General features: G+C 65.3%; 12 protein-coding genes and 1 other annotated feature. Of the genes, 5 read left to right on the forward strand and 7 right to left on the reverse strand.

The annotated features are described in order from the left end of the window. Positions 1-9 precede the first annotated feature (9 nt). Entirely contained in the window at positions 10-924 is a 915-nt protein-coding gene (locus NOCA_RS09440; protein WP_011755048.1) for a restriction endonuclease, read from the reverse strand. Between the two features lie 169 nt (positions 925-1,093). Between NOCA_RS09440 and NOCA_RS09445 the strand changes: the two genes are divergently transcribed. Genes NOCA_RS09445 through NOCA_RS09455 form a run of 3 tightly spaced genes read left to right on the forward strand, consistent with a single transcriptional unit; the run spans position 1,094 to position 6,093 of the window. After that, positions 1,094-1,759, forward strand: a complete 666-nt coding sequence (locus NOCA_RS09445; protein ID WP_011755049.1) for a hypothetical protein — start codon at positions 1,094-1,096, stop codon at positions 1,757-1,759. After that, the gene (locus NOCA_RS09450) at positions 1,752-5,036 is read left to right on the forward strand and encodes a DEAD/DEAH box helicase (RefSeq protein WP_011755050.1); all 3,285 of its coding nucleotides are present in this window, start codon (positions 1,752-1,754) and stop codon (positions 5,034-5,036) included. Before NOCA_RS09445 ends, NOCA_RS09450 begins: the two co-directional genes overlap by 8 nt. A 1-nt stretch (position 5,037) precedes the next feature. Then, a complete protein-coding gene (locus tag NOCA_RS09455; protein WP_011755051.1) occupies positions 5,038-6,093 on the forward strand; it encodes an Eco57I restriction-modification methylase domain-containing protein in 1,056 nt (351 codons plus the stop codon). A gap of 146 nt (positions 6,094-6,239) precedes the next feature. Here NOCA_RS09455 and NOCA_RS09460 read toward each other — a convergent pair whose 3' ends face one another. Then, positions 6,240-6,836, reverse strand: a complete 597-nt coding sequence (locus tag NOCA_RS09460) for a tyrosine-type recombinase/integrase (protein ID WP_011755052.1) — start codon at positions 6,834-6,836, stop codon at positions 6,240-6,242. A gap of 26 nt (positions 6,837-6,862) precedes the next feature. On the opposite strand from NOCA_RS09460, the gene NOCA_RS09470 reads away from it, so the two are divergent. After that, positions 6,863-8,142, forward strand: a protein-coding gene (locus NOCA_RS09470) for an IS3 family transposase (RefSeq protein WP_086000400.1) whose coding sequence is annotated in 2 segments (ribosomal slippage) — positions 6,863-7,136 and positions 7,136-8,142 — 1,281 coding nt in all. Because the reading frame shifts where the segments join, the coding sequence is not laid out codon by codon here. Then, positions 7,132-7,266 (forward strand) — a sequence feature (AL1L pseudoknot). It overlaps the preceding gene by 135 nt. A gap of 24 nt (positions 8,143-8,166) precedes the next feature. Here the strand turns inward: NOCA_RS09470 and NOCA_RS09475 are convergent. The 5 genes from NOCA_RS09475 to NOCA_RS09495 all read right to left on the reverse strand — a co-directional run bounded on the left by NOCA_RS09475 (position 8,167) and on the right by NOCA_RS09495 (position 12,357). Further along, positions 8,167-8,721: a tyrosine-type recombinase/integrase gene (locus tag NOCA_RS09475; protein WP_011755054.1), complete on the reverse strand. Its 555-nt coding sequence runs from the start codon at positions 8,719-8,721 to the stop codon at positions 8,167-8,169. A 453-nt stretch (positions 8,722-9,174) separates the two neighbouring features. Next, a complete protein-coding gene (locus tag NOCA_RS26480) occupies positions 9,175-9,459 on the reverse strand; it encodes a helix-turn-helix transcriptional regulator (protein ID WP_011755055.1) in 285 nt (94 codons plus the stop codon). 526 nt (positions 9,460-9,985) lie between these two features. Next, positions 9,986-11,362: a bifunctional DedA family/phosphatase PAP2 family protein gene (locus tag NOCA_RS26485; RefSeq protein WP_011755056.1), complete on the reverse strand. Its 1,377-nt coding sequence runs from the start codon at positions 11,360-11,362 to the stop codon at positions 9,986-9,988. Positions 11,363-11,438: 76 nt separating this feature from the next. Next, entirely contained in the window at positions 11,439-11,843 is a 405-nt protein-coding gene (locus NOCA_RS09490) for a phosphomannose isomerase type II C-terminal cupin domain (protein ID WP_011755057.1), read from the reverse strand. A gap of 49 nt (positions 11,844-11,892) precedes the next feature. Next, positions 11,893-12,357: a GtrA family protein gene (locus NOCA_RS09495; protein WP_011755058.1), complete on the reverse strand. Its 465-nt coding sequence runs from the start codon at positions 12,355-12,357 to the stop codon at positions 11,893-11,895. 93 nt (positions 12,358-12,450) lie between these two features. Between NOCA_RS09495 and NOCA_RS09500 the strand changes: the two genes are divergently transcribed. After that, on the forward strand, positions 12,451-13,131 hold the full coding sequence (locus tag NOCA_RS09500; RefSeq protein WP_011755059.1) for a response regulator transcription factor: 681 nt from the start codon (positions 12,451-12,453) through the stop codon (positions 13,129-13,131). Positions 13,132-13,136: the final 5 nt, after the last annotated feature.

Genomic DNA, 13,136 nt, shown 5'->3' on the forward strand with positions numbered 1-13,136 from the left:
AACACTCGGTCAGAGCCCCTCAAAGAAGTCCTCGTTGATCCGGTTGATCGTGGCAACCTTGATCGCCTCGACGCCGACGCCGTGGTCGATCATCAGGTCGACGAGCTCCTCGCCGTTGATCAGAACGACCCGGACCCCGCGTCCGTCAAGCTCTCGTGTGGCGGCCGGCGTGAAGGTGCTGGTCGTCAGGAACACGCCCCGGTCAACCTTGCCCGACATGGCCCCAAGGAAGTTCCGCATCTCCTCGGACCCGACTGTGTTCCCGGCGCCGTAGCGCTTGGCTTGGACATAGATCCGGTTGAGGCCGAGCTTGTCTTCCTCGATTACCCCGTCGACGCCGCCGTCGCCCGTCCTGCCGGTGTGCCGCATCAGACCGAGCCCGCCGTAGCCCATGGCTTCGAGCAGCTTGAGGACCAGGCGCTCGAAGGCCGTGGCCTCGATGGAGCGGACCTTCTCCAGCAGTTCGCTGGCGAGTACGACACGGGCGTCCGCCTCGGCCCGTGCGATCAGGTCGTCGGGTGACTCGTCTTCGGCTGCTGAGGAGGGCTGCTCGGCCGAGGAAGATCGGGCGGCCTTCTTGCTTCGGTACTTGTCGTAGAACTCGCGGTACTCCGCGAACTGCTCCAGGGTCGAGTTCCGGATCTCGCCGGGCGTCGCCAGAAGGGCCTGCCCTCGCTCAGTGATCTGTACGCGGCCGCGCTGCGGCCGGTCGACGGCCCGTGCTTTGAACAGGTAGGTCACCGACCAATGGACCCGGTTGGCGACGAGGCTCATGCCCGAGGTGATCGTCTGACGGCGGTCGTCGTCGCTGAGCGAGAGCCGGTCGGAAAGCTCCTCGGTCAGGTCGCGCATGGCGCGCACGCGGCCATCGGCCAGGGTCTCCAGCACCGGCCGCATCAGACTCTGGTAGTCAGGGATGGCCACCCCCGCATGATGGCAGTCGGATCCGACGGTTCCCGAGTGTTCGGCGGAAACCGTCGGCCCGTCCTGCGAGAATCGCCCGCGTGAGCCAGATGACCGAGGCAGCCGGCAAGCCGGCCGATGAGCCCACCGCCACCTACGGCCTTGCTCATCGGCGGCGAGGGGGATACCAGTGACTGTGACGCATACGATCGTCGAGGAGCTGGTGGTGAAGTCGCGGCATCGTGTCAAGACCTACGGCGAGGTCCTCACTCCGCGTCACATGGTCGACCGGATGCTCGACTTGGTGCGCGATGAGCTGGAGGCCGGCCCCGACTTCGTCGACAAGACCTTCCTCGAGCCGGCGGCCGGGGACGGCAACTTCCTCGTCGCGATCCTGCACCGCAAGCTGCGCGCGGTCCAGCAGCGGTACCCACATGAGGAGTGGCCTGAAGCCTCCCTGTTCGCCCTCGCCTCGATCTACGGCATCGAGCTGCTGGAGGACAACCATCGGGACGCCAAGGCGGTCATGCTGGCGGAGTTCTTGCATTTCCACGACGAGCACGAGATCCCTTGCGGCCCGGATACGGAGCAGCGACAAGCCGCGACCTTCCTGATCGACACGAACATCGTGCGCGGCGACACCATCACCGGACTGACCCCCGAGGGCCTGGACATTCAGTTCTCATGGTGGAACCGGGTCGCTGGTGCCCGCGGGACGGTCCAGCGCGAGCCGTTCACGCTCGCCTCCCTGCGCGACAGCGCCGCACTTGACCTCGCCATGGACTTCACGGTCTACGAGACCTACGAACCGTGCCGGATCGACCGGGTCCACCTGGAGGCGAAGTCTGGTGCCTAGCCCGAAGATCAGCACCTACCGCGAGATCGTCCCTCTCATCTACTCGTGGCGGACTCCTGACGTCCCCAAGTACGCGGGCTGGGAGAAGATCGGCTACACCGAGCAGGACAGCGCGGAAAAGCGCATCGACCAGCAGGCCAGCCAGATGTCCATCACCAAGGAGAAGGTCTGGTCTCGACGCGCGCTGTACACCACGGAGGCCGGCGGGCGGTTCACGGACAAGGACTTCCACGAGTACCTGCGCCAGCAGGGGGTCCAGCGAGAAACCACCCCCAAGCGGACCGAGTGGCACAACCTCGCGGCAGCGCCGAAGAGGTCGCTGGACTACTTCAACGAGTTCGCAGGGCAGGACTTCGCTGACTTCCAGGCCGATGGAGTGGACGACTACGTCCTGCGCCCTGAGCAGCAGGCCGCCGTCGATCAGGCGCTGGCCGCCTTCGCCGCGCACGACGAGGTTCTGTGGAACGCGAAGCCCCGGTTCGGCAAGACGCTGACCACCTACAACCTGATGCGGAAGCTCGACGTCCACCGGGTCCTCATCGTCACCAACCGTCCTGCGATCGCGAACTCCTGGTACGACGACTTCATGCGCTTCATCGGCCACCGGACGACCTTCAAATTCGTCTCGGAGTCGCCGTCTCTGGAGAACCGCTCTCCGATGAGTCGGGAGCAGTGGCGCGCCCACTCACGCGAGCACGGCGATGCGGACCCGCGCATCGTCGAGTTCGTCTCGCTGCAGGACCTCAAGGGGTCGCAGTACTTCGGCGGCAACTACCCCAAGCTCAAGCACGTCGCCGACTTCGAGTGGGACCTGCTGGTCATTGACGAGGCCCATGAGGGCATCGACACCGACAAGACCGACGTCGCCTTCGACCAGATCACGCGCGCCCGCACGCTGCACCTGTCGGGCACACCGTTCAAGGCGCTGGCCAAGGGCAAGTTCGGCAAGGACCAGATCTTCAACTGGACATACGAGGACGAGCAGACCGCCCGCCAAGAGTGGGCCGACGCCTCCCAAGAGAACCCGTACCAGGCACTGCCGAAGCTCAACCTGCTGACCTACCAGATCTCGCGGATGATCACCGACCGCCTGGCCGAGGGCGTCGCGCTCGAGGAGGACGAGGCGAACATCGACTTCACCTTCGATCTCAACGAGTTCTTCGCGACCAAGGACAACGGCTACTTCGAGCACGAAGCCGAAGTGATCCGGTTCCTCGACTGCCTAGCGTCCAACGAGAAGTACCCGTTCTCCACCCCAGAGCTGCGCGATGAGATCCGACACTCGTTCTGGCTGCTCAACCGGGTCGCCTCCGCCAAGGCGCTGCAGAGGCTGCTCAAGCAGCACGAGGTGTTCAAGGACTACACGGTGGTTCTGGCTGCCGGCGACGGACGCTCCAACGACGACTCCGACCTGGTCGCGGTCGGCAAGTCGCTGGACAAGGTGCGCACCGCCATCGCGGAGGCCGAGGAGTGCGATGGGAAGACGATCACGCTGTCGGTCGGTCAGCTGACCACAGGCGTCACGGTGCCCGAGTGGACCGCAGTGATCATGCTGTCCGACATGTCCTCGCCGGCGCAGTACATGCAGGCGGCGTTTCGTGCGCAGAACCCGTGCACGTTCGAGCGCGCCGAGCACGTGTTCCAGAAGCAGAACGCCTACATCTTCGACTTCGCGCCTGAGCGGACGCTGAAGATCTTCGACGCCTTTGCCAACAACCTGCACCCGAACCCGTCTGGCGACCCGGGGGTGCGGCTGGAGAACATCCGTACGTTGCTGAACTTCTTCCCGGTCCTGGGCGAGGACTCCGAGGGCCGGATGATCGAGCTCGACGCGTCCCAGGTCCTGACGTTCCCACAGGTGTTCAAGGCCCGCGAGGTGGTGCGTCGCGGATTCCTGTCGAACCTGCTGTTCGCCAACGTGGCTGGCATCTTTCGCTACTCCGCGCACGTCAAGGAGATCCTCGACAAGCTGCCCACCGCGAAGCAGGGCAAGACCAAGAAGGGGGAGCCGATCGAGATCCCGCACCCGCCGCCGGTCACCGACCCCGACGGCAACGTCCTCCCGACCGGCCTCGCGTCCGTCATCAACCCCAAGGTCGAGGAGCTCGGCAAGCCGGTCTGGCGGACCGAGGACATCCCGATGCCGGAGCCAGACGTACCCGTGCACACCATGGCCACGAAGATCGCGAAGGCGGTCACCGAGCAGAGCCACGACAAGCGCGAGGAGCTTAAGGAAGCCTACGGACTCACCGCGGCCCAGGTCGACCGCGACGAGAAGCGCACCGAGCAGGCCGTGAAGGCGCAGGTCGAGCGTGCTTACACCGAGCACAACATTGCGAGCAAGCACCTTGAGGACGAACTGGAGAACGCTGCCACCGAGGCGGAGGCCGAGGCGATCCAGGCCAAGAAGGTCGAGCAGGACGAGGCGTTCAAAGCGAACATCCTGTCCATCGTCACCGAGACGATGGACTCGATCGTGCCCGAAGTGGTCACCCGCGAGGAGATCAAGTCCGAGCAGAAGCGGGCGAACCGGACGATGGACGACGCCCGCTCACACCTGCGCGGCTTCGCCCGGACGATCCCGATGTTCCTGATGGCATACGGCGACCGCGACATCCGGCTGGCGAACTTCGACGACTACACGCCCGACGACGTCTTCCACGAGATCACCGGGATCACCGAGGCGGAGTTCCGCGTCCTGCGCGACGGCCAAGAGATCACCGAGGAAGACGGCACCGTCACGAAGATCCCCGGGATGTTCGACGAGGCCGTCTTCGACCAGGCCGTCCAGGAGTTCCTGAACAAGAAGGAAGCACTGGCCGACTACTTCGACGACGCGCAGACCGAGAACATCTTCGCCTACATCCCGCAGCAGAAGACGTCCCTGGTGTTCACGCCGCAGCACGTGGTCAAGACGATGGTCGACATCCTCGAGGCCGAGGACCCAGGTGTCTTCGCCGACCCGGACAAGACCTTCGCCGACCTGTTCTCGACTGCCGGGCTGTACCTGATGGAGCTGGTGCGGCGCCTCGACACCGGCCTTGCCAATGCCCACCCTGACCAGGACGAGCGGATCAAGCACATCCTGACCTCACAGATCTTCGAGATGAGCCACAACGAGATCCTCCACCGCATCACCATCGAGGCAGTGTCGGGGGGTGTTCCCGAACGCAAGGAGTGGATCGAGAGGTCCGGACACTTCCGCGTAGGAAACCTCGCCAGGATGACGGCGGATGAGCGCAAGAAGGCCGTGAACGACATGTTGGGAGAGAACTGAGATGAACCGAAAGTTCGACGTCGTCATCGGCAACCCGCCCTACCAGGAGGAGGCCCAGGGCGAGGGAACTCGCGATACCCCGATCTACCACCAGTTCATGGACGCCGCATATGAGGTTGGCACCAAAGCCGTGCTCATCACACCAGCGCGATTCTTGTTCAATGCAGGCTTCACGCCGAAGGCATGGAACGAGAAGATGCTGGCCGACGAGCACCTGAAGGTGGCGTACTTCGAGTCCGACTCAAACCAACTATTTCCGGGTCTTACGGACCCCATCAAGGGCGGCATCGCCGTCACCTACCGCGACTCGGAGCGAACGCTCGGCCCCATCGGCTTCTTCGCCAGGCACCCCGAAATCAACACGATCTTGGACAAAGTCCGCGCGTCCGGCATGGAGCCGTTGGAGAAGCTTGGGATCACCAGCTCGCGTTCCTACCGCTACACGGACAAGTTGTACGAAGACCACCCTGAGGCTCGTGAGCTGCGACCTGAGGGCAACGCGGCCCTGGTGAACACCAACGCGTTCGAGCAGTTTGCGTTCCTGTACTCCGCAGACCGACCGAATGACGGAGCCGAGTATGTGCAACTCCTCGGGATCATCAAGAACAGACGCACTCGCTGTTGGATTCGCCGTGACTACATCACCGGCCCGGACAGCCTCGACGAGTACAAGGTTGCAGTCCCGGCGGCGAACGGGTCGGGGTCGACAACCGACTTCTTTGGCGTCGCGTTGAACAACCCGACTGTGCTTGAGCCTGGGGTCGGGGTCACGCAGACATTCATCACCATCGGCTCGTTCGAGACCGAAGCGGAAGCGCAGGCGTGCCAGAAGTACGTCAAGACCAAGTTCGCACGAACGATGCTCGGCGTCCTGAAGATCACACAGCACAACCCGCGGAACACCTGGAAGTTCGTCCCGGCGCAGAACTTTTCGAGCTCATCTGACATCGACTGGACCAAGACCATTCCAGAGATCGACGCACAGCTCTACGCCAAGTACGGCCTCGACACCGAGGAGATCGCCTTCATCGAGGCCCAGGTCAAGGCGATGGAGTGACTGATCGAGACGCGGCGATTGGTTGACAGTGAGCTCGACCCTCCTGGCCCACCGAACTTCCATAGGCCTTCGACGGTCGCGTACAGATGGCGGCCCGGTGCCACGTTGATTCGAGCCCAGCGCGGCGATGCGGGACCATCACCCAGTCACGAGCTTGGTCGGCGCCGCGTCATGCGGTCGAGGGCATCGATGCTGCGCTGGTCGGCCTCGGCCAGCGCATGTAGGTACTTCTGGGTGGTCTGGATCTGCGCGTGACCCAGCCGGTCCATCACCGTCTTGAGGTCCGCCCCGCCGGCCAGGAGCCAGGAGGCGTGGGCATGGCGGAGGTCGTGCATCCGCACATTGAACGAGACGCCGCTGGCCTTCACGGCCGGCTGCCAGACCCTGGTCCGGAAGGTGTTGCGCGAGATTGGCGTGCCCGCCAACGTGGCGAAGAGCAGGTCGTCGCGGCCGAGACCGTGGAGCCTCGTGTGCGCGGCGACGGCGTCGAGCCAGTCCTGGCGGACGGCGAACGTCCGAGGCTCGTTGTCCTTCGGGTACGGCTTGGCGACGTACCGCTCGCCGGTCGGCGAGTGCTTCCGCGACACCTCCACGATGGTGTCCTCGACAGTGATCGTGCGCCGCAGGAAGTCGACGTGCCGGGGCTTCAGTGCGATGAGTTCGCCCCAACGCATCCCGGTCTCGATCGCTGTCTCGACCATGAGTCGGTAGCGGTCTGAAGCGCCCCAGGTTTGATGCCGCATCCTTTTGAGTTGGAAGGATGCGAACCATGCCGAAGAAGATCGATCCCGCAGTCAAGGAGCGGTGCGTGCGGCAGGTGCTGGAGCACCTGCCGGAGTACCCGTCGCTGACCGCGGCCGCCGAGTCCGTCGCACGCCGCGAAGGCCTCGGGAAGGAGACCGTGCGCCGGTGGGTCGTCCAGGCCCAGATCGACGGCGGCCAGCGCCAGGGCGCAACCAGCGAGGAGCTCGCTGAGATCAAGGAGCTCAAAGCCAAGGTCCGTCGGCTCGAGGAAGACAACGAGATCCTCCGCCGGGCCTCAATTTTCTTCGCGGGGGAACTCGACCCCCGCAATCGCTGATCGTCGCGTTCATCGACGAGCTGCGGGCCGAGGGCCACGCGGTCGAGTCGATCTGCCGGGTCCTGCGCGAGCAGGGCTGCCAGATCGCCGCGCGGACCTACCGCGACTGGGCACAAGCCAACTGCCTTGTCGCAGCCCGGACGATCACCGACGCTCAGGTCACCAACCAGGTCCGTGACCTGGCCTGGACCGTCGACCACGAAGGGGTGCGCCGGATGACACCCGAGGGGCTCTACGGGCGTCGGAAGATGACCGCGCTGGTGCAGCGCACGTCGCCCGAGGCATCGCCCGGCAGCGTGGACCGGGCGATGAGAACCCTGTCCCTGCAAGGGGTTCGGCGTTCGAAGGGGATCCGGACCACGATCCCGGCCAAGGACGGCAAGCGAGCCGGTGACCTGCTGGATCGCGACTTCACCGCCGAAGCGCCGAACAGGACCTGGGTCATGGACTTCACCTACGTGAGAACCTGGGCCGGGTTCGTCTACGTCGCGTTCATCCTCGACGTGTTCGCCCAGAAGATCGTCGCCTGGAACGTCGCGCCCACCAAGGCCGTCGAGTTGGTCGACGTCCCGCTGCGAATGGCGTTGTGGCAACGCGACCGCGAGGGCCACCCGATCGTGCCCGGCGAACTGATCGGCCACGCCGACGCCGGATCGCAATACACCTCGATCACCTTCACCGAACACCTCGCCGAGGAAGGCATCCGGCCCTCGATCGGGACGGTTGCCGATGCCTATGACAACGCCCTGATGGAGTGCGTGATCGGGCTCTACAAGACCGAGTGCATCCGCACCACGGTCTTCCACGCCGGCCCCTACCGGACCATCGGCGACGTCGAGTACGCCACCGCCGGCTGGGTCGACTGGTACAACAACAGGCGCCTGCACGGCTCGCTTGGGATGATGACCCCAGTGGAGTTCGAGCAGGCCCACTACGCGACTCTCAACCGAGAGCCGCAACCCGCATAGGAGCGGCACAGAACCTGAGGCGCTTCAGTCCGGCACCGCGGTGATAAGGACGTCGAACTCGTCGGGCGTCAGCGTCCGGGTCTTCTTGGTGACGATCTTCGGCAGCTCGGTGTGCTCACACGGGTTGCTGATGATCAGCTGGTCGCGGACGGCCCGCTTGAAGATGGAGTGGAGCATCGTGTGGTACTTGCGGATCGACCTGGCCGAGAGTCCCTCGGCGGCTGCCTGGGTCACCCAGTCCTGCACGAGCGACGAGGTGATCTGGTACATCGGCTTCTTGCCGAAGAACGGGAAGAAGTGCTTGTTGAGGTTCGACATGTAGGCGGCCAGCGTGGTGGCCTCGATGTGCTTGCTCGGCAGCCAGTGCTTCTCGACGTACTCCTGGAACGGGATGGCGCCCAGCGAGCGGTCGAACCACGAGCCGGCGTGGACCAGTTGCTCCTCGCGGTTGCCGGCGCGCTCGGCTGCGCGGCGCGACGAGTGCGTGCCGGCGGAGCGGATCCGACCGCCTGGGTCCCGGTACTGGGCCAGGAAGCGCGACGTTCCGTCGTCCCTCTTGCGCTCGACCACCCAAGCCATCGCCGTACCTCCAATGTCAGCAGAGAATCAGCAAACGTTGCCGAAGGAGGGCGAAGGCCGGCGAAGGTTCGCGGAAACTCAAAAACATACTCTGACCTGCGATGATACCTCACAAAGCCTCACATTGAGCGTGGCTTGCAGAGCGGCTTGAGGCACTTCAGATTGCGCTCATAACCCAGAGGTCGCAGGTTCAAATCCTGCCCCCGCTACAAAGGGAAACCACAGGTCAGAGCCGGGTTCGTGGGTTACCACGGGCCCGGTTCGTGTGTCCCACGTCAGCGCGGTGTCTGCTGACACTGCGTCAAGGTGAACCGGATTGCGCTGCATAGCGAACGGCAGCAATGTCTGGCGAAGGTCTGCGGAATGTGAACCCGGGCGACCTCTTGATCGCTGACCCAGAGGTCGCTCCGGATGCGGTGCGGACATTGCAACTCCAGCCGTGAGTGCCCGCGACTATTTGCGCCCAACGACTGCCTCAGATGTCGAGTAGTGATGCCGCACCCTACGTGACCTGCGGAAACGTCGCTCAGAGGTGGTCTGGGGCCGCGCTGGGGCCGCACGTGGCCGTCTTTCACCTCGCCAACAGGGGGGGTCACTTGGGCGAGTTCGGCACCGTGGAGGTCGCGCTGACTCGAGGTCGTAGTCGGTCTGGATGTTGATCCAGAAGCGGTCATCGACACCGAGGGCCTTGGACAGCCGCAGGGCGGTGTCGGTGGTGAAGGCGCGCTTGCCGCGCACGATCTCGCCGATCCGGGTCTGGGGAGGCCGGTGGCCTGGGCGAGGCGGTACTGCGTGATGCCCAGCGGCTCCAGGACCTCGGTCAGCAGGATCTCGCCGGGAGTGATCGCGTCGTGTGCCTTCGACGTGGTGGCCATGTTCGGTCTCCTCTCCTTGGTTGGGGGAGTGGTAGGCGGTGATCTCGACGTCGTGTGCTCCCTTGTCGGTCGAGACGAAGCAGATGCGGAACTGGTCGTTAATGCGGATGGAGTGCTGGCCGGCTTGTCGCCGACCAGCTTCTCCCGACGGCCGGGTGGCTACTGCAGGCTGTTCAGTTCTGAGGCCGCGTTGAGGATTGGCGACGGTGTTCGTCCTCCGTTTGGGGAGCGTGGCTGTTGGCCAGGCCCTTTGGGCGGCTTTGCGGGGTCCTCGGAGACGCGCCGATTGTCGGGTAGGTGTGGTGCACGATCCGAATTCGTTTGGTCATTGCCAGGGGTAGCTGCGCGCTCGTCGCTGTGCAGGAAGCCGAACTCAACCCAAGGAGCGCTCACCTTTGCCGAAGCAGGTCGTCAACCCGGGTGAGACTCAGGGCCTGGCTCTGGTCAGGGGGCGTCGTCGCTTTCTGGTCCTCGGGGGCGCGGGAATACGGCAGGCGTGAGCGGTCCTGCACGCCTGAAGTGGGGCCGGTGCCTAGTTCGAGCGGTCGGGCGCTGACGAGCTCCGTGGCGAGGGCGAGGAGGGCCAGCCAGCCGGCGGCGATGAGGCAGGCGGCGATGATGTCGGTGGTCCAGTGGTAGCCGAGGTACACGCGACTCGCGCCGACCGCGGCCACGACCAGTGCGGCAAAGGCTGCCGCTCCGATCTGGCTGACGCGGGTCATCCGGGGCCAGGCCAGCCACACGACGGCGACGACGAGGGTCGCTGTCATCAGGGTGTGCCCGGACGGGAAGGAGTATCCGTGGTCGACCGGCCCAAGCACGATGTGGGGCCCGGGCCGGTGGCGTGACACCAGTTGTTTGATCCCGATCGTGAGCGCTGCTGCGCCAGTCATCGCTGTCGTGAGGATCAGCGCCGACCGGCGGTGTTGAGTGGTCCACAGGAACACGATCAGGACCCCGGCGAGGATCGCGACAACCACCTCGCCCCCCAAGAAGCTGAGCGCGCGCGCCACGGGCGTCAGTGTCGCGTCTCGGTGCGCGACCACTGCGGCTGCCACCCGGGGGTCCGAGGCGGCGGGTCCGTCGTGCTCGCCGGCGGCATCGGCAAGCCCGAGCACGAGGGCCGCGCTGGCTGCGGCGCCGGAAGCGAGTGCCCAAGGCCGGAGCCATGTCCGCCTTCGCAGCAGGGCTAGGCCGGCTGGCGTCAGCGACAGCACGATGATCCCGACTGTGATGAGCTCGATGTGGTGCCGTACTGGTCCGATGCCGCCGAACAGGTACCCGGCGCCCAGCATGGACGCACACCACAGTGTCGCGCCGAGAACGTTGTAAGTGGTGAAGTGACCCCGTCTCATTCGGGCGGCACCTGCTGCCACGGGCGTGAACGTTCGAGCGAGGGGGACGAAACGCGCGAGGATCACGGCGCGGGGGCCGTGTCTCGCGAAGAACATTGTGGCATTCTCGAGATGTCGGGGGTCGAGCAGGCGAGACTGTGGTCGGCTGAGCACGCGGGGTCCGTAGCGGCGTCCGACGAGGTAGCCGACTTGGTCGCCCGCGGCGGCGGCGGTCGTGACGGCCGGGACGATTACCCAGATTGGCACACCGAGGTCCCCGTGTGCCACCAGCAGTCCGGCGGTGAACAGCAGTGAGTCGCCGGGCAGGAAGAACCCGAACAGCAGCCCTGTCTCGGCGAAGACGACGCCGAGCACGAGGATGACTGCGAACGGTCCCAGCGTGGACAGCAGCGCGTCGAGATGGCCGCTCACGACGGGCCCACGGGGGGCTGCGTGGGGGGCGAGGTGCTGGCGAGGCGTTGGCGGGGGAGGGGCGCCGGAAGGCCGATCACGCGACGCCGGCCCGGCCGTAGTCGTCAGCGAGCCTGACGATGTCGTCCTCGCGCGTTTCTGCCCCCCACTGCACCTCGATCACCAGGAGTTCCTCGTCGTGCTGGTTCGCGAGTCGATGTGCTGAGCAGCGAGGTACGTGCGCCGTCTCCCCCGGCGATGCCAGCCAGGAGCGAGTGCCGACCTGGCAGGTGGCGATTCCGGCCACCACTATCCAGGCCTCGGCTCGGAAGTGGTGCTGCTGCAGGGACAAGCGGGCGTGGGGGTGGACGTGAAGTCGCTTCACCTTGAAGCCGGGGCCTTCATCTAGAACGAGCCAGTCGCCCCACGGGCGTACGTCGGCCTGCCTCCGCGCGAGGCTGGTGATGGCGGCCGACGGCTCTCGAAACCTCCAGGTCCTCATGCTCCTAAAGCTAGGAACCCGATGCTGACACGCACCTGACAGCAAGGGGTTACACGTTCGGGTCGGTGAAGACGAACCGCCGGTAGCTCCAGAAGCGGAACGCAGTGCCGAGCACCAAACCAACGACGTTGGCCGAGATGTTGTCCGCGAGCCGACTGGTCAGGCCCAGGACGTCGTGGGAAACGACCAGACATGCGACGGAGATGGCCAGGCCGACCAGGTTGAACCCCACGAAGAGAGTGATCTTCCGGTGTCGATCGGCGCCGAAGCGACCGCGCCAGGTGATCTGCCGGTTGCCCACGTAGGTCACGAGCATCGCCACGGCGACCGCGAGGCAGCGCGCCGCCCACGGATGCCACGTCGAGAATGGCGGCGTCGAGAGAAGGATGTTGAACACCACCACGTCGACGACGTACGCGACCCCTCCGACCCCGAGGAAGGTCACCAGCTCGGCGAGCCGTGGGCCGAGCAGGGGGGTCCTTGCGATGCGGGGCAGGTCCTCGGTGGTTACCACAGGTCCACACTGTCGGGTGATCCTGTCAGCAGGCTGACAGGATCCACGGTGTTGAGTGGGATTCATCCGGGGCAGCGGGAAAGGAGTCGGTCGGTGAGGGTGCTGGTCGTCGAGGATGAGGCCAGGTTGGCCGCCTCGCTCAAGGCGGGGCTGGAGGCCGAGGGCTTCGCCGTCGACGTAGCCGCGGACGGCGGAGAGGCGCTCTGGTATGCCGAGGAGACCAGCTACGACGTGATCCTGCTCGACGTCATGCTGCCGGTGCTTAACGGCTACGAGGTCTGCCGGCGTCTCCGCGAGCGGGAGGTCTGGACGCCCATCCTCATGCTCACCGCTCGAGACGAGGAGCTCGACGAGATCGAGGGTCTCGACCAGGGCGCTGATGACTATGTCACCAAGCCGTTCAGCTTCGACATCCTGTTAGCTCGGATCAGGTCGCTGGTGCGTCGTGGGGCCACAGAACGTCCGACCATCCTCGAGGTAGGCGATCTGCGTTACGACCCTGCCCGCAAGGCGGTGTCGCGGGCGGGCCAGCCCATCGACCTGACCTCGCGCGAGCTTGCGTTGATGGCCTTCTTCATGCGCCGCGCCGGGGATGTGCTGACCAAGTTGGAGATCTTGGAGAACGTGTGGGACTTCGCCTTCGAGGGTGATCCCAACATCGTGGAGGTTTACGTCGGACGCCTGCGACGCAAGGTGGACAAGCCGTTCGGGTGCGCCGACCTCGAGACCTTCCGCGGGACCGGGTATCGCCTCCGGGTTCCGGAGGTCCCGTGAGCCGC

This window comes from Nocardioides sp. JS614 (assembly GCF_000015265.1).
Taxonomy (GTDB): Bacteria; Actinomycetota; Actinomycetes; order Propionibacteriales; family Nocardioidaceae; genus Nocardioides.